Source organism: Macellibacteroides fermentans (assembly GCF_013409575.1).
Lineage (GTDB): Bacteria > Bacteroidota > Bacteroidia > Bacteroidales > Tannerellaceae > Macellibacteroides > Macellibacteroides fermentans.
Genome location: NZ_JACCCY010000002.1, coordinates 571,399 through 589,514 on the forward strand (window position 1 = coordinate 571,399; position 18,116 = coordinate 589,514).

Below are 18,116 nucleotides of genomic sequence, written 5' to 3' on the forward strand. Positions count from 1 at the left end.
ATATCTACAAGTCGTAAATTGTATCTTTCTCTTTTACAAAGCAAAAGGAGGAGAATCCTTTGAAAATTCTCCTCCTTAAATAAGGCTAAACAGATGAAAATGAATTAATATCCGAAGATATCTTCCTGACTTAACCTCTGTATCGGTCCGTAACTTTCAAGATTTTTCAAATCAAGGTCTTTCTCGTCTCCAAGGATGCAGTAAATATATTTACGTCCTTTGATCCATTTTTCCTGGAAAGCCTTAACATCTTGTAATGTCATTTTTTGCACCTGCTCAAACAAAGCTTTTCTGGTATCCGTTTTCAGTCCGAGGTCTTCAGCCTGGATATAATTCCATAACACATTCGACTTGATGATTCGTTCGGTGCGCAGTCTGGTAATTAAACCATCTTTTGCCAGGTTGAACGCCTTTTCTGATTGGGGCATATCATCAATAATGGAATGGAACGCCTTTAAGGCATCAGCCATTTTGTCGTTCTGCGTAGCAATAAACGATTGATAAATATACGGATATTTAAGTTTGGATGGTGTATTTAAGCTGGCACCTGCCGAGTAAGCCAATCCTCTTGCTTCACGCATTTCCTGGAAAACGATGGCATTCATGCTTCCTCCAAAATATTCATTATACAACGAGAGAACCGGATCAATGGCCGGATCGAATGTTTCACCTCTGTTGGAAACCATAGACATATAAATCTGTTTGGCATCATACTTGGCCAATAAAACCTTCGGTTCGGTAATAACCTGTTGCTTGAAGTCGATTCCGGCCGGAACAGGAAGCAACTTCTCGGGAACACGATGTGATTTATTTAATTCGGCAGTAAGAGCCTCCTGCGACATCGGTCCGTAATAGAGGATTCGGTGCTGGAAAGAGGTCATCGTATGGATTTTCTTAATAAGCTCATCCGGATTAAGCTGTTTCAATTCGGATGCCGATGGTATGTTTTTATCCGGAGAAACAGGTCCCCATATAGCATACTGCATCAATTTATTAAAGTTAGCACCTTGGTTAAGCTTTGCATCAGAACGATTTTTCAATATATCGGCAGCCAGGTTGGTATAAGCCTCCTTGTTAACCTGCGCATCAGCCAGCAATTCTTCGAACAAAGCCAAAGCTTTCGGCATATTTTCGCCTAATCCGCTCAGCGCTACATAAACTCTTTCATTGCTGCTGAATACATCGAATGAACAAGCCAGTTTATAGAACTCGGATTGAATCTGTTTAGGAGTCATCTTAGAAGTACCCAGATACTTTAGATATTGGAAAGCAGTACCCAGCAATTTGTCGTTGTTATTACCCATCTCGTAAACGTACAAAATATCAAACAGGTCGTTGGTTACGTTTTGTTTGTATAGCACGGGGATATCAGACTTAGCCTTAAACTGTCCCATATCTTTCGAGTAGTCAAGAAATACAGGTTCAATAGGAGTCACCTTTGCCGCTTTGATCTCTTCAAGGAAAGCACTGCTTGTGTCGCGGTTCATCACGATAGGCGTGATAGCCGGTTTGGCAATCTTCAATTCGTTGGGGTCTTTTCCCTGTCTTTTGTATACAACAGCATAGTTGTTGCCAAAATTCTTTTTAGCAAAAGCTACCAATTCCTCTTTTGTAATCTTGCTGGTACGATCAAGTTTGGTTACAGCATTTTTCCAATCTACTCCATTAATGAATGAATTTACAAACCAATTGGCCCTTCCGGCATTGCTCTCCATGCGGTAGATCTGGTAAAGCTTAAGGTTGTTTATCGAAGCTTCGATCAGTGATTCATCGAAATCGCCTGTTTTCAGTTTCTCAATTTCGCCCAACAACAGGTCTTTTGCCTGCTCGAGAGTCTGCCCCTGCTTTGGAGTAGCCATCATAACAAAAGCAGAATAGTCGGCCATAGCATAAGTGCCTGCATTGGCTCTGAGGACTTTCTGCTGCTGAATCAGGTTCAGGTCGATCAATCCGGCCTGTCCGTTACTCATAATCTGACCGATCAAATCAAGCATACCGGTCGAATCTGCAGCAACACCCGGGAATCTCCAGCCCAGAACAAGATTTTCGGCTTCCAGTCCGAGTACTTCAGCCTGTACAGGCTCCGTAATTTCGGGTTCCTTTGCTAACGAGAGGGTGGGGATTGAGTCACTTTTAGGCATAGTACCAAAGTAGGTCTTGATAACCTGGATCATCTGATCTGGATCAAAATCGCCCGAAAGACAGATGGCCATATTATTAGGTACGTACCATGTCTTATAATATTCTTTGATTTTAGTGATAGACGGATTCTTTAAATGCTCCTGAGTACCCAATACTGTCTGGGTCCCGTAGGGATGATTTGGGAATAGAGAGGCAAGTAATTTCTCGTATACCTTTCTCGAATCACGGGTAAGCGACATGTTTTTTTCTTCGTAAACCGTTTCCAACTCCGTATGGAATCCACGTATTACGTTATTGGAAAACCGTTCGGATTGTATCTTCGCCCAGTTTTCGATCTGATTGGATGGGATATCTTCCGTATAGACAGTCATATCGAATCCTGTATAAGCATTGGTTCCGTTAGCCCCGATAGCCGACATTAATTTGTCGTATTCGTTTGGAATGGCAAATTTAGACGCTTCGTAGGACAAGCTGTCAATTTGTTTATAAATCTCTTTCCGGGCCGCATCGTCGGTCGTTTTACCATAGGTTTCGAAAAGGCCTTCGATTTGATCCAGCAAAGGTTTTTCTTTTTCATAATCCTGCGTGCCGAACTTAGGTGTTCCCTTAAACATCAGGTGCTCAAAATAGTGGGCCAGACCTGTGTTGGTTGAAGGATCGTTTTTGCCTCCAACACGAACCGCAATATAGGTCTGGATCCGGGGAGTTTCTTTGTTGACAGACATATACACCTTCATCCCGTTGTCTAAAGTGTAGATGCGGGTGTTAAGAGGATCATTGGGTACAGTTTCATACAGAGATAGTGTAGACTTGCTACACCCACTAACCAAAAGAATGATAATGGAAAGTTGAAAAAGTTGATAGATTTTTCTCATAAAATTGGGTTGTATAGATGATTCAACAAACATAGTAATTAGTTTTACATTTATCAAATAATTTTTTACTAACTTTGTACCGTAAATATAAAATAAGTTAGTGAAACAGAGACTGCGAACATTCTTTACTTATTTCCTGCCCGTTCTGTTTGTGTCGTACTACAGTGTGATTACCCTGTTTATGCACGCTCACATAGAGAATGGGGTTACCATTGTACACTCGCATCCGTTTCAAAAGCAAAGCAACGGAACCACTCACCACCACTCGTGTTCCGAAATACAGTTATTCAATGCTCTTTCGCACATTAATGTGCAGGATGGCGCTGTCCATTCGCTGGATATTCGCTTTTTTGCCATTCCCTTAGATACAATAACAACTGGTCCGGTCTGTGCCGGATATACCTCCCATCTGCCGGGCGGTAGTTTATTACGTGCCCCGCCTGCAAGTATCTTTTTTATCTGATTTCTTTATTTTCCGGACGTAGACCGGAAGCGACATCTCTTTGTCTGCCTATGACAGAGAGCAGAGTCTGTTTTTTAATCAAGTTAATAAAGCAAATGAATAAAATTGTCATACTTATGCTATGTCTGTGCTGTTCCTTGTGGACAGTCAGAGGGGCCGATGAGCCCGTATTGAATCCTTCCGATGCAAACATCGTGGGACATATCATCGACAAAAAAAGCGGGGAACACCTGCCTTATATAAATGTATTTCTGCAAGGAACTACCATTGGAACCGTTTCAGACGGTACCGGACATTTTTATCTGAAGAACCTGCCCGAGGGCAAGTTTACCATCGTGATGAAGTCGGTCGGCTATAAAACAATCGAAAAAGAGATTGTTCCCAAAAAGGGAAAAACCCTGGAGATCAACTTCGAAACAGAGGAAGATGCTGTGTCGCTGGACGGCGTTGTGGTATCTGCTAACCGGAACGAAACAACCAGACGCCTGGCTCCTTCGTTGGTGAATGTACTGGATACAAAGGTGTTCGACAGGGCCAATGCAACCAGTCTGGCCGACGGACTTAACTTTCAGCCCGGAGTAAGGGTCGAGAACAATTGTCAGAATTGCGGTTTCCAGCAGGTACGTATCAACGGTCTGGAGGGCCCTTATACGCAAATCCTGGTAGATAGCCGCTCTATCTTCAGTGCCCTAACCGGAGTATACGGACTGGAACAGATTCCTGCCAATATGATTGAGCGGGTAGAGGTGATGCGCGGTGGCGGATCTGCCCTGTTCGGCTCTTCCGCTATTGCCGGAACTATTAATATTATAACCAAAGAACCACAGCGCAACTCGGCGCAGGTTGCTCACTCACTAACGATGATCGGGGGGAGCAGACCTGATAATAATACAACGTTGAATGCGTCGATGGTTACAGACGACCAGAAAGCTGGTATTTATTTATTCGGACAAAGCCGTACCCGGTCTGCATACGATCACGACGGAGACGGCTTCACAGAGATCGGACACCTTAATGCCAAGACGGTTGGTTTCAGGTCTTATCTGAAGACAAGCACTTATTCCAAACTAACGTTCGAATATCATAACATCAGCGAATTCCGCAGAGGTGGAAACAACCTTGATTTACCTCCTCACGAAACGGATATCACGGAGCAGACGGATCATAATATTAATGGCGGGGGACTTAAATTCGATCTCTTCTCTACCGATTACAAGCATCGCTTAAACCTTTATGCATCGTCTCAGCACACCAAACGTCAGAGTTACTACGGTGCGGGTAAGGACCCGAACGCCTACGGACATACAACCGACCTTACCTTTATAGGGGGTGCGCAGTATGTATACGACTGGACGAATTGTCTTTTTATGCCGGCCGAGTTTACAGGAGGTATGGAGTACAGCCACGATAACCTGGAGGATGTGATGATAGGATACAATCGTACGATTGCCCAAAAGGTGAATATCGGGAGTCTGTTTTTGCAGAACGAATGGAAAAATGCACGCTGGAGTTTCCTGATGGGAGGTCGATTTGATAAACATAACCTGATCGATCACCTCATATTTAGTCCCCGTGCCAACCTGAGGTATAATCCTACCAAGGATATTAATCTGCGGCTTTCTTATTCAAGCGGGTTCCGCGCTCCGCAGGCGTTCGACGAAGACTTGCATATTACGGCCGTAGGAGGCGATGTGGCTATCATCAGTATCTCTCCGGATTTGAAAGAAGAAAAGTCGCAGAGTATAAGTGCTTCGGCCGACTTCTATCAGCGCTTCGGGGCGGTACAGACTAATTTTCTTGTTGAGGGCTTTTACACCGACTTAAGCGATGTATTTTTGCTGGAAGAGATTGGCCGCGACCAACAGAATAACCTGTTGCTGGAAAGAAGAAACGGAAAAGGGGCACGAGTGATGGGTATTAACCTGGAAGCCAAGCTGGCGTACGAATGGATGCAGATTCAGGCCGGTGGTACCTTACAACGCAGCCGTTATAAAGAACCTGAAAAGTGGAGTGGTGATGAAAGTCTGCAGCCGCAGAAAAAGATGTTCCGCTCGCCGGATGTATACGGGTACGTAACCTCTTCATTCAACCCGGTTAAACGGTTGGCGGTTTCCCTTACCGGAACTTATACAGGCAGTATGCTGATGCAGCATTTTGCCGGCTACATTCCGTCCGACAAGGAAGAAAAGACACCCGATTTTCTGGATATGAGCGTAAAGGTGGCCTACGATTTCCCCTTATTCAAGTCAGGTACCCTCCAGGTAAATGCAGGCGTTCAGAATATATTCGACTCTTATCAGAGTGACTTTGATAAGGGTGGCAGCCGCGATGCGGGCTATATTTACGGACCATCCCTGCCCAGAAGTGTATATGTGGGTTGCAAGATTATGTATTGATAGATAAATGAGTTGATTTGCCGGCTTCTTTAGGTTGCCGGAAGTCTTTAAGGTTGATTAGGAAGGTTGATAAGAGAGGGATCCGTCGTTTCGGATCCCTCTTCTTTTTTGTGTGGATGTAAGTATGAATAACTGGCAATCATGCTTGAATTAAGCGGGAAAGTTACCAGCTATGCACCTCGGGCCCATGGGGCCGTTCAAATGCGCCCATGGGCTCAATTAAACGGCCCCATGGGCCCGAAGTACGAATCCTGTTTGTTTGCGGCTTAAGAGGTATATCTTTGCCGCTTAAGCACTATAAGGTTGTCTCTTAACTTCCGAAGGGCAGTAGCCGATTGTTCCTTGATTGTGGAGCTGTAATTAATCAGCGGCTTCCCAAATCGTCGTACAAAGTCTGCAACAGAGCCTTCCCATTATTCAGCCGGATCTCGTTTCCTGCCTCAGGTTTTATAATCAAAGGCTTCTCGCTTTCGCAATCGTACACAGAAACCCCCGTGGTATCTATAAAACCAAAACCATTGTTGTAGCTATAGAAAGCATAGGCGGGTTGCAGACTGTCTACCATATTATTACTGAAAGTAAACTCCTTATGCGGCAGATCCAGTTGATAAAGCAGGGTTGCAGCTAAATCGGTTTGATTCCCGTAATTGGCTATTACACGCGGCTCCTTTATTGCTCCACCCAGCCATAGCATAGGGATGTGATATCTTTTGGGATCGTGCTCTTTAACAGAAGCCGGATATCTGAATCCATGGTCGGATACCAAAACAATCAGCGTATTATTCCAAAGCGGCAGTTTCTTTAATTTATCAATAAAATCACCCAGACAGCTATCCGTAAATGCTACCGAGTTAAGGTAGGGATCCTTTAACCGGTTGTATGGAACCTCGAAAGGTTCATGACTGCTTAAGGTGAGGAATGTGCTGAAGAAGGGCTCCTTGCGGGAGTTGTCGGTCATACTTTGGTAAAGATGGGCGAAGGTGATGTCGTCGTTGGCTCCCCATTTGGAAAGGCGGCTTTTAAGCGGGAAATCCCTGTCGGCCGTCACCTTGCTATACCCCGAGCTAAAGAAATAGCTCTGCATGTTTGTAAAGTTGATATCGCCACCATACAACATATCGGAAGTGTATCCTTTTTTCTGAAGCGATTTGGCAATGGATGGAAGCGTCTGGCTTTTAGCCGGATATTTCATAATCGAGGTGGTAGGCTGTGCCAGATAGCCATTCAGAACAGCAACAATACCCCGGTCTGTACGGAACGAATTGGCATACATGTTGCTGAACAGGATTCCCTCCTTACTTAACCTGTTTATATTGGGTGTAACTCCTGCTTCTCCTCCAAGAACTTCAATCGCATTGGCAGAGAAACTCTCCATCAGGATAAGAATGATGTTGGGGTTTTTGGTAGTGAGTAACTCCGGAATAGAGTCGCCCTGCGGTTGATTGGTTAGCTTTTTGAAAATCTTGCTGCGTTGCGATTCGCTGAAATAGTTGTATTGCGCTGCAAAATCCTGCTGTTTGGACAGCGAAGCCAGAAAGCTGAAGCAGGGATTGATGGCCGAATGGTTGAGGAACTGATTCTTACTGAAGTATACCATACCCACATTCGCTGTAGAAGTGGTAACACCGCCTCTGATCGGAATAAAGAGAATACCTCCCAGCAGTACCAGCTGAACCGAGTTGCTGAACATCTTTTTTACATATTGTTCCGGCATCAGGGGGAGTACAAATCTTTTGAGTGCCCAGAATATTCCGTAGGTGTATACAACGAAAACCAGGGTTTGCAGTATCAGTGTGCTGGCCGGTGCACTGGCAAGTGCATCAGAAGGTGATTGCAGGTAGAACAAGGGGGTAGCATCCAGCCGGAATCCCCAGTAAGGATACAAGGCAATGTCCACCACAAAGATGAGTGAGATGATACACGCAACGATAAAAAAGTATCCTTTAAGAATAAAAGTAATATATCTGCCGGGTATCCATACCGAAAGAAGTGTGAGTAACAAGGGTATAACTGTAAGGTAGCCGGCTACGGTGGCATCCAGCTGCAGTCCGTGAACCATTACCTGCAGATAATCCGAAATACTTAATCCCCCTCCGGAGGCATGGTTATACAACATAAATACTGGCTTTTGCAAAGCAAAGACCAGTATAAATGTTATGAAGCAGGCAAAAAGAAATAATACTCTCTTTTTCATTGCTATGTTTTTATTGAATTATCTGTACATCCTTTGTTTCATCTCTGCCACAATCGGGTCGGTGATGTAATCGTCGTAATCCATTATCTTGTCGATGATACCGTTAGGTGTAAGTTCAATTACACGATTGGCAACCGTCTGGATAAATTCGTGGTCATGACTTGAAAAGAGGATATTTCCTTTGAACGCCTTCAACGTATTGTTAAATGCCTGAATAGATTCCAAGTCAAGGTGGTTTGTAGGAGAATCCAGAATCATGGTGTTGGCGTTCTTAAGCATCATACGTGAGATCATACAACGCATCTTTTCGCCTCCCGAAAGCACGCTTGCTTTTTTAAGCACCTCTTCGCCGGAGAACAGCATCTTACCAAGGAATCCTTTCAGGTATACCTCGTTGGTGTCTTCTGCGAACTGCGAAAGCCACTCGATCAGATTCATATCCGTATTGAAGTACTGCGTGTTTTCCAGCGGAAGATAGGCTGTCGTAATGGTTTGTCCCCATTCGAAAGAGCCTTCGTAGTCATTGTCTTCGTCGTTTATGATGTTGAACAATGCCGTCATGGCACGCGGGTCGCGGCTGATAAATACTATCTTATCATCTTTTTCCACATTGAAGTTCACGTCCTTGAACAGTACAGTTCCTTCGATGGATTTAGATAATCCCTTTACCTCGAGGATACGGTTGCCCGGTTCGCGCGAAGGGGTGAAAATAATACCCGGATAACGACGTGAGGAAGCCTGAATCTCTTCGATATTCAGCTTCTCGATCATCTTCTTACGGCTGGTTGTCTGCTTTGACTTAGCCACGTTGGCACTGAAGCGGCGGATAAACTCTTCGAGTTCCTTTTTCTTTTCTTCGGCCTTCTTGTTCTGTTGCTGTTGCTGACGGAGAGCAAGCTGACTGGATTCGTACCAGAAGCTGTAGTTGCCGGCAAACTGTTTTACTTTACCAAAGTCGATATCCACCGTATGAGTACAAACCGAGTCAAGGAAGTGACGGTCGTGCGATACCACCAGCACCGTGTTTTCAAAGTCGGCAAGGTAATGTTCAAGCCAGCTTACTGTTTCGAGGTCGAGGTCGTTGGTAGGCTCATCCAGCAAGAGGTTGTCCGGTTTACCAAACAGGGCTCTGGCAAGTAATACGCGCACCTTCTGGTTACCGCTCAGGTCTCTCATCATACTGTAATGTATGTCTTCGCTGATGCCCAGTCCGCTTAATAAATTGGCTGCGTCGCTTTCTGCATTCCAACCTTCCATCTCGGCAAACTTTTCTTCAAGTTCGGAAACACGTATCCCGTCGGCATCCGAAAAATCGGGCTTTTCGTATAACGCATTCTTTTCCTTAATGATATCCCAAAGCACCGTGTGCCCCATGATAACTGTATCCAGTACTGTAAATTCGTCGAAGGCGAAGTGATCCTGACTCAGCACGGAGAGGCGTTCGCCCGGACCTAATGAGATGGATCCCCGCGTGGGGTCAAGCTGACCGCTTATAATGCGGAGAAGCGTAGATTTTCCGGCACCGTTGGCACCAATGATGCCGTAGCAGTTACCCGGTGTGAACTTTAAATTGACGTCTTGAAACAACGCACGTTTTCCGAATTGAAGATCCAGATTGTTAACCGTAATCATATCTTTGTATACCTATTAATTTGCAATTGAGACCGCAAAGGTAGTAAAAATTAGAAGCATGGACAAAAAATAGATTGCCGAACAAAAGATATGCAGCATTTATACTTGTGTTTTCGTCTTATTTGTATAAAGAGAAAAAATGATTACAACCGAGAGGAAAAGTTTTTACGTTAAATAGTATGTAATTTCTATTTTGTGTTATAATACTGATTATATTTGTATTTTAATGTAGTACATACTTTTATGAGGACTTTAAATTAAACCTTGACCGGGTAAAAGTAGTCTAAATTGTAATAATAAAATGTTGAGGAGGATAAATTATGAAACCCATTAAACTGACATCTTTGCTTCTTATGCTTCTGGTAGCTTCAACGGCTTTCGGACAGGAAGTTTTTTATGATGATGTATACTTCTCCGGTAAAAAGGAAAAAAAGGAACAAAAGGAGGAGAAAAAGGTTGTTGAACCCCAAAAACAAACTCAGCGTACTGCAACTGCAGCTCAAATGAACGCATCAACCAATGCAAAAGCAGCATCTTCTCTTTCTGATGACGAGATTGATGCCTACAACCGTCGTTATTCTAATGGAAGCGAAGAATATGCCAATGCAGAAGAGGGTGCTTATGCAGCTGAAGATTCGGTTAAAGTCAATGAACGTCGTTCGGATACAGAATATTCTGAAAGAATTATCCGTTATCATTCACCCAGCAAGGTAACAATTGCCGGTGCTGATAATGTAAATATTTTCCTTAGTGACGGATATTACGGCTACGATTACGAAACAGAATACGCCGACGGAGGTTCAAGTGTGAACTTTAATATTAATATCGGCAATTCCTGGGGATGGAGATCTCCCTGGTATAGTTGGTATTCTTCCTGGTACGATCCATGGTATTACAGCCCTTGGGGATACAGTTCATGGTATGGACCTTCTTGGGGATGGGGTGGATTCTACAGCCCGTGGTATTATAGCTCATGGTATGGCCCGTCATGGGGTTGGGGTGGTTATTACGGAGGTTATTATGGAGGCTACTACGGACACCACCATTATTGGGGAGGAAGTTACGGACATGCCTATTATTCATCTCCTTACCAGCACATGCCAAATGGCCGTTCGGCTATTGGACGCAACGTAAATGGTCGCTCAAGCAGATCTTCCGTAGGTGGAACCGATATGAGCCTGCGCAGTTCAAACCGTAGCACAAGTGTGATGCGTAGTTCAAGAAGCGGAGCTTCGTCTGTTCGCAGTTCGTCTATCATCGATCGTTCGGATGTGGTTGGCAGCAGCCGTTCAAGCCGTTCGTCTTCCGTACGTTCTTCCGAAGGAACATCAACCCGCAGCAGTATGAACTCGGGTGGCTCGGTTATCCGTCGTTCGGAAGCCCCGTCAACACGTACCCGGACTATACGCAGCGAATCTTCAGACTATAGCTCAAGCAGACAGCAGTATACTCCGTCCAGAAGCAGCAGTTCACGGTCATCTTATTCCGGTCAGCCGGCAACCCGCAGCAGCCAGAGTTATTCTTCTCCATCCGGCAGCAGCTCTCGCAGCAGCAGTTCATACAGCTCGCCTTCAAGCAGCAGTAGCAGCCGTTCCAGTGGAGTAAGCAGTGGCGGCGGAAGCAGTAGCAGCAGTAGTGGAGGTAGCAGCCGTTCAAGTGGCGGCGGTGGCAGACGCTAATATTGCAACTTGTGTTTGAAGAGAGTATATTCAAGAAAATTGTTGATATAAAACTTTACGTGATGAAAAAAATAGTTTGCTTAGTTGCATCTGTATTGTTCCTTTCTGGAGCGTCTGCATTTGCGCAGGGAGAGATGGATGCCTATAAATATTCTCTGGGAGATCTTAATGGAACCGCCCGTTACCTGGGTATGGGCGGTGCATTCGGTGCTCTGGGAGGGGATGCCTCTGCCATGAGCTCCAACCCGGCTGGTCTGGGTATATATCGTAGTTCGGAAGTTGTAGGTACACTTAGCCTCTCATCGATTGATACTAAATCGAATTGGAATGGCAATGTTTCAAAAGACGATAAGTCGAAACTTAGCTTTGATAATTTTTCGTATGTAGGTTATTTCCCTACGGCCAACGAGTCAGGGATTATGAGCTGGAACATCGGACTATCATACAACCGTTTGAAAAATTTCAATCGTAATTACCGGTTGTCCGGCTCACAGGCTTATTCTTTGGCCGATTATGCAGCTGATATTTCATATGGGATTCATGAAAATGACCTTATTTATGTAAAAGATTCGTACGATCCTTATAATAATCCTAATAATCCATGGATGTCTGTATTAGGATATGAAGCTGGTTATTTCGGATCTTTTCCTACTGACCGGAGTAATTATCATTCGGGTTTTGGAACAATGGATGCAACAGGTACTATATGGTATGCAGACAGTCCCCAGAACACGACTTTGAATGTGTCTGAAAAGGGTGCTGTAGATCAGTATAACTTTGCATTTGCAACGAATATTTCCAACAGTGTCTTTTTAGGTGCTACTTTAGCTGTTACAGACATTAATTATAGTATATCTTCTATATACGACGAGCGTTTTGAAGGAGGCGATTATCTTTATCTGGATAATGGTTTGACTACAGAAGGTACCGGATATTCTTTTAATCTGGGTGCCATTGTAAGACCGGTCGACTTCCTTCGTATGGGGGTTGCCTATAATTCTCCAACGTGGTATAAGATGACCGACTATTTCCATGCAGAAGCCGGAACGGACATTGCTCAGTATAATCCTTCCAAAATGGATGCTTCAACACCCGATAAGGTTTATGCCGACTATAAACTTCGTACTCCCGACAAATGGATTTTTAGTGCGGCTGCTGTAATTGGTCAGTACGGACTGTTAAGCGTGGATTATGAGTTGACAAACTTTAAAGGAATGCGTTTGAAGGATGTGAATGACAGAGAGATGGATGCCAACAATTTTATTAAGGAAGATTTTGGTACCAGCGGTCTGTTAAAGGTGGGGGGCGAATTTAAAGTAACTCCTCAGTTTGCTGTAAGAGCAGGTGCCGGCTGGCAATCCAGCCCGGTTAAGACTGCCCTTAAGAACGGAGATGTAGAGGTTATTACTGCAGGTACGCTTCCTCACTATACAGTGGATAAGGGATCTGATTATATTACAGTTGGTTTGGGTTATCGTTTTACTCCAAACTTCTATGCAGACCTGGCCTGTGTTTATAAGACATATAAGGAAGATGCATTTACTTTCTCAAGAACATTCCTGGATAATGGAGATATAATGGTAGATTCAGATGCAATTTCTCTTAAAACAAATACAACACGCGTAGCTCTTACACTAGGATATAAGTTCTGATAAAAAGGGTTTCGTTGTCTAATGTCCCCTATTCGTACAAGAAAGGTACGGGTAGGGGACAATTCTTTTTTTTTTACATAATAAATGTTTGTGAGTCTTAAGTAATCTTAGTTTATTTGTACTAAATAATATTGTTAAACTTTAAACCCCTACTGCCTATTGCATATCATTACTCCATAAAATTAAAAACATATAAGTAATGAACAGATTTGAATCGATGACCGACGAAATGTTGGTTATGATGTATGCACAAGGCACTAATGCTGCATTCGATACACTATTGAACCGCTACAAAAGCAGTATTCATTCGTATATTTATTTTATCGTACGTAATCGTGAACTTGCAGAGGATATCTTTCAGGAAACCTTTGTGAAGGTTATCATAACGATCAAACAGGGACGATATACCGATAACGGAAAGTTCAAGGCATGGATCACCCGCATTGCGCATAATCTGATTATAGACTATTTCCGTCAGGAGCGGGCAGAGAATACCATATCCAATGATGATGTTGAGGTAGATTTGTTTAATAACAGCAAGCTTTGCGACTGCACTATCGAAGATAAGATGATCCGGACACAGGTATTGTCGGATGTGAAAAAGCTTATTAAACATTTGCCGGATAACCAACGTGAAGTTTTGGAAATGCGCTATTATCAGGATTTAAGTTTTAAAGAAATTGCAGATCTTACCGGAGTAAGCATCAATACGGCTTTGGGACGTATGCGCTACGCAATTTTGAATATGCGCAAACTAGCCGAAGATCATAATATGGAGCTTTCGTTGGTGTAAAAAATATTAAAAAGTGTATTTCATGCAATATGTGTAAAGGCATGTCGTTATTAGTGTGAATATATTAATAATGATGCCTATGAAAATTATTTCTACACAAAGCAATCAGGAATTCACAACGATCCGTATACCGGAACTTACAACCGAGGTTGTTTCAGAGCCTTCTGTCGATACGTTGACTTTATTATGCCAGTTGGCGCGTATAATGTTTGTGGCTCCGGTCAAGACAGCAGACAAATGTGTTGTTTTTATGAATTAAATTCCTTTTTGTCTATCTTTGCAAAAAACAAAAGGAATTTATGAATCATAAAATTGCACCATCTTTACTTTCTGCCGATTTTTTGAATCTGCAGCGTGATGTGGAGATGATAAATAACAGCGACGCCGATTGGTTGCACCTGGATATTATGGACGGTGTATTCGTTCCTAATATCTCTTTTGGTTTTCCTGTATTAAATGCTCTGAAGGATGTTTGTAAAAAACCGATGGATGTGCATTTAATGATTGTTGAACCACAGAAGTTTATTAACGAGGTGGCAGCTACAGGTGCATATATGATGAATGTACATTACGAGGCCTGTACACATCTTCACCGAACCATTACTGCTATCAGGGAGGCCGGAATGAAAGCCGGAGTTACTCTTAATCCCCATACACCTGTATCCTTACTTGAAGATATAATTCAGGAACTGGATATGGTATTGCTTATGTCTGTTAATCCCGGTTATGGAGGACAGCGCTTTATTGAGCATTCGGTAGAAAAGGTGAAAGAGCTAAAAAAACTGGTTGACCGTAAAGGGTTGTCAACTTTGATTGAAGTGGACGGTGGTGTGAATGCCGAAACCGGAAAACGTCTGGTTGATGCGGGAGCCGATGTGTTGGTAGCAGGTAATTATGTTTTTAAATCGCCCGATCCGGTCGAAACTATCCGGCAACTCAAGGCAATATAAATAGCAATGATAAATGAAATCAGAAAGCGGCCTTTTACGAGGCCGCTTTTTTTATTGTTAACCGGAATCTTACTTCAAATCTATCTTCCATCCTCCATCTTTACCTGGACGTTGCTGATTGTGGGAGTGGGTGGTATGCTGGTCGCCATGCACCCCAAAGTCAAACCTTTATACAAATATAAATGGGTGTGGGGAGCTGCTTTCTCTTCACTGTTGCTTTTCCTTGCGATGCAAAACATGAAGTTTCATGAAGATAGGCTAAGATGGAATTTTCCAACAGAAAAAAGAATACAGGTGTGGGCTCAGCTTGAGGATTCTCCGGTCGAGAAGAATAAATCCATCCTGTGCGAGATGAAGTTACTCTCTTCCCCAGCCGATCAAAAGCGCATAATGGACCGGCGTGTTCAGGTTTATTTTCCGAAAGACACTCTAATATCTTCTCTTTTACCAGGCGAAAAGCTTCTTTTAAATATGCGGTTTACTCCCGTTGGTCAGCGAAACGAGCCACAGGGTTATTTGCATTACCTTCGTTCTAACGGAATTGTGGCCACCGGTTACTGTGCCGATTATGCGATTATTGGTGATTTGGAAGAGAGCTCGTTATCGCTAAAGCATAAAGCATTGCGTTTTCGGCAGCGTTTGGCCGACCAGATCAATCAGTTGTCGCTTCCTCAAACGGCAAAATCAACGTTGGCAGCACTCACTTTTGGTCACCGGGCTACCCTGGATAAAGAGATCCTGAAGGATTTTTCTACGACGGGAGTAATGCATATTATCTCGGTAAGCGGTTTCCATGTAGCAATTTTCTGTACATTTATCTCTTTTATGCTGTCAGCCTTTCCCAATACGGTCGGATTTCGTCTGATTCGGTTTCTGTTCACCATAACGTTCCTTTGGGGATTTGTATATGTGTCGGGTTTGTCGGCACCGGCAGTAAGAGCCGGACTTATGCTCACGTTCTTTCTTGTTGGCCGATTAATTTCCAGGCGTGCCGATAGTTACAATATATTGGCTGCTTCGGCTTTTCTTATGCTTGTGTACAATCCCTGGTTTCTATTTGATGCCGGATTTCAGTTAAGTTATATTGCGGTTTTCTTTATTTTGTATTTGCAGCCTAGGTTAAACAGTCTGCTCACTATCCGAAATCCCTTGCTTGCGGCTCCAAGAGACTGGACATCCGTTACATTGGCTGCTCAAGCGGGTACAACTCCGCTGTGTTTATATGTATTTGGTAAGTTTTCATTGGTATTTTTATTTACCAATCTTCCCCTTGCCGCTTTATCCACATTGTTGATCCCATTAACTGTGGCATGGTCGTTGGTTTCTGTTGGCTTGGGATATCCTGTATGGGGACAGGAAATCATCGAGCTTTTATGCAGATGGATACTTTGGATTGTAAAGTCTTTTGGCAGAATACCAGGAGCATCCGTGAGTTTTTCAATTGGATTTTGGGAGATGCTGGTCAGCTACGGCAGTATCGGTTTTTTCCTTTATTACCTGCAACGCCGTGCTCCATATGCTCTGCTGGTGGCACTTGGCTGTTTACTAATTGTATTTGTATTAATGCTAAAAGCCCGATTCGTATACGCTGGTCCATAAAAAAGTAGTACCTTTGCCCTAGTAAAAACAAAACTCTATGATTACAAAAATCATTCACGAAGACAAGATACAGAAAGCTCATAAATATATAGAAAAAGGAGAGAGCTTTGTAATAGTAACCCATGTTTCACCCGATGGAGATGCGATAGGATCTGCTCTTGGATTGTTCCATTTCCTTAATGCCTATGGGAAAGAGAATGTTTCGGTGATTGTTCCCAATGATTATCCCAATTTTTTGAAGTGGATGCCGGGAACCAAGGATGTAACAATTTACGAGAAGTATCCCGAATTTTCTGAACAGTTGATCAGTGATGCGGATGTGATATTTTGTCTCGACTTTAACGATCCCAAACGAATTGAGAAACTGGCAGACCCGGTATTGAAGTCGGAAGCCCGTAAGGTGTTGATCGACCATCACCTGCATCCGGTTGAGTTTTGTAACGTAACGATGTCTTACCCCAACATTTCATCAACCAGCGAAATGGTATTCAGGTTTATCTGCCGCATGGGCTTGTTCGACCTGATTGATAAAAACGCAGCCGAATGTATCTATACAGGGATGATGACCGATACCGGAGCATTTACCTATAATTCCAATCACCCGGAAATATATACCATAATCGGTGAGCTGATAAAATTAGGCATAGATAAGGATTTGATCTATCGACGTATTAATCAGGTTTATTCTGAAGGACGTTTACGTTTGATGGGCTATGTGCTGTATGAGAAAATGAAAGTGCACCATGATATGCAGGCCGCAATGATTGCCTTGTCGGTGGAAGAGCTAAACCGATTTAACTACCAGACTGGCGACACAGAGGGCTTTGTAAACTTACCCCTCAGTATCGAAGGTGTATCTTTTTCAGTCTTTATCCGCGAAGATTCCGACTACATTAAAATATCTCTTCGCTCGGTGGGCGATTTCCCCTGCAACGAATTTGCTGCCAAATATTTTAATGGCGGAGGGCACAAGAATGCTTCCGGTGGCGAGTTTTATGGTACTTTGGAAGATGCAATAAAAAGGTTTGAACAAGGTTTAACGGAATTTAATCCTAATAATACCGAAGATTTTATCAAACATAAGTAAGATGTTACGGTGATTATTTATCTTTGTCGTTCAATGTTAATATAAACGGGCAATCAGTCCTAACGAATTTAAATTAGAGATGAAAAAAAGTTTTAATATTCTGTTGATTCTATGTGCGGTACTGGCAGTTGTATCGTGTGGCGATAAAACCAAATCGTATACCGATATGCTGAATGCTCAGGAGAAAGCTATCGAGGCATTGATCCGCGACAGTGGAATTGTTGTATTGAAAAACTATCCTGAGAATGGCGTATTTAAGGATAAAGAATTTGTTTTGTTACCCAACGATGTTTATATGCATGTAATTGATTCCGGTAACGGAACCCGGGCCGTGCTTAGTCAAACAACTGTGCTGACAAGATTTAAAGGTCTTTTGCTGGATACTGATACCGTTATACCCTTCGAGAACTTCAGCAGCTGGAAATTTCCTGTAGAATTTAAATATGGAAATTACAGTACACAAGTAGATAATAATGCATTTAACGCTTTCCTGAGCGAAGGTTTGGGAACTCCGCTGCAATATGTGGGCGACCGTGCCAGAGTGAAACTTATCGTACCTTTCCAGGTGGGAAGTACAATCGGTACCTATTCACAGCAGAGCGCCGGTACTCCTGTCTATTATGATTTAGTGACCTATCAATTTGATTAAATATA

Annotated in this window: 13 protein-coding genes; 10 read left to right on the forward strand and 3 right to left on the reverse strand. The window is 43.2% G+C overall.

Annotated elements, in window-relative coordinates:
* Positions 1-104 precede the first annotated feature (104 nt).
* Positions 105-3,017, reverse strand: a complete 2,913-nt coding sequence (locus F5613_RS07395; protein WP_179399278.1) for a M16 family metallopeptidase — start codon at positions 3,015-3,017, stop codon at positions 105-107.
* A gap of 100 nt (positions 3,018-3,117) precedes the next feature.
* Here F5613_RS07395 and F5613_RS07400 point away from each other — a divergent pair, with 100 nt between their 5' ends.
* Together F5613_RS07400 and F5613_RS07405 are read left to right on the forward strand one after the other, a co-directional pair.
* On the forward strand, positions 3,118-3,480 hold the full coding sequence (locus F5613_RS07400; RefSeq protein ID WP_179399279.1) for a hypothetical protein: 363 nt from the start codon (positions 3,118-3,120) through the stop codon (positions 3,478-3,480).
* Positions 3,481-3,575: 95 nt separating this feature from the next.
* Entirely contained in the window at positions 3,576-5,876 is a 2,301-nt protein-coding gene (locus F5613_RS07405; RefSeq protein WP_179399280.1) for a TonB-dependent receptor, read from the forward strand.
* 364 nt (positions 5,877-6,240) lie between these two features.
* Here F5613_RS07405 and F5613_RS07410 read toward each other — a convergent pair whose 3' ends face one another.
* A complete protein-coding gene (locus tag F5613_RS07410; RefSeq protein ID WP_179399281.1) occupies positions 6,241-8,070 on the reverse strand; it encodes an LTA synthase family protein in 1,830 nt (609 codons plus the stop codon).
* An 18-nt stretch (positions 8,071-8,088) separates the two neighbouring features.
* Positions 8,089-9,702, reverse strand: a complete 1,614-nt coding sequence (locus F5613_RS07415; protein WP_079681857.1) for an ABC-F family ATP-binding cassette domain-containing protein — start codon at positions 9,700-9,702, stop codon at positions 8,089-8,091.
* Positions 9,703-10,022: 320 nt separating this feature from the next.
* Here F5613_RS07415 and F5613_RS07420 point away from each other — a divergent pair, with 320 nt between their 5' ends.
* The 8 genes from F5613_RS07420 to F5613_RS07455 all read left to right on the forward strand — a co-directional run bounded on the left by F5613_RS07420 (position 10,023) and on the right by F5613_RS07455 (position 18,111).
* Positions 10,023-11,381 (forward strand): hypothetical protein, encoded by a 1,359-nt coding sequence (locus F5613_RS07420; RefSeq protein ID WP_179399282.1) that lies wholly within the window; start codon positions 10,023-10,025, stop codon positions 11,379-11,381.
* A 62-nt stretch (positions 11,382-11,443) separates the two neighbouring features.
* Positions 11,444-13,033 (forward strand): OmpP1/FadL family transporter, encoded by a 1,590-nt coding sequence (locus F5613_RS07425; RefSeq protein WP_179399283.1) that lies wholly within the window; start codon positions 11,444-11,446, stop codon positions 13,031-13,033.
* 199 nt (positions 13,034-13,232) lie between these two features.
* Positions 13,233-13,826, forward strand: a complete 594-nt coding sequence (locus F5613_RS07430; protein ID WP_179399284.1) for an RNA polymerase sigma factor — start codon at positions 13,233-13,235, stop codon at positions 13,824-13,826.
* A gap of 79 nt (positions 13,827-13,905) precedes the next feature.
* On the forward strand, positions 13,906-14,085 hold the full coding sequence (locus F5613_RS07435) for a hypothetical protein (protein ID WP_139376532.1): 180 nt from the start codon (positions 13,906-13,908) through the stop codon (positions 14,083-14,085).
* Positions 14,086-14,125: 40 nt separating this feature from the next.
* Positions 14,126-14,776, forward strand: coding sequence for a ribulose-phosphate 3-epimerase (gene rpe / locus F5613_RS07440; RefSeq protein WP_079681861.1), 651 nt, complete (start codon positions 14,126-14,128; stop codon positions 14,774-14,776).
* 6 nt (positions 14,777-14,782) lie between these two features.
* On the forward strand, positions 14,783-16,375 hold the full coding sequence (locus tag F5613_RS07445) for a ComEC/Rec2 family competence protein (RefSeq protein WP_179399285.1): 1,593 nt from the start codon (positions 14,783-14,785) through the stop codon (positions 16,373-16,375).
* A gap of 37 nt (positions 16,376-16,412) precedes the next feature.
* Complete coding sequence (locus F5613_RS07450) at positions 16,413-17,462, forward strand: DHH family phosphoesterase (protein ID WP_079681863.1); 1,050 nt, start codon at positions 16,413-16,415, stop codon at positions 17,460-17,462.
* A gap of 79 nt (positions 17,463-17,541) precedes the next feature.
* Positions 17,542-18,111, forward strand: a complete 570-nt coding sequence (locus tag F5613_RS07455; protein WP_079681864.1) for a DUF4827 domain-containing protein — start codon at positions 17,542-17,544, stop codon at positions 18,109-18,111.
* Positions 18,112-18,116 lie beyond the last annotated feature (5 nt).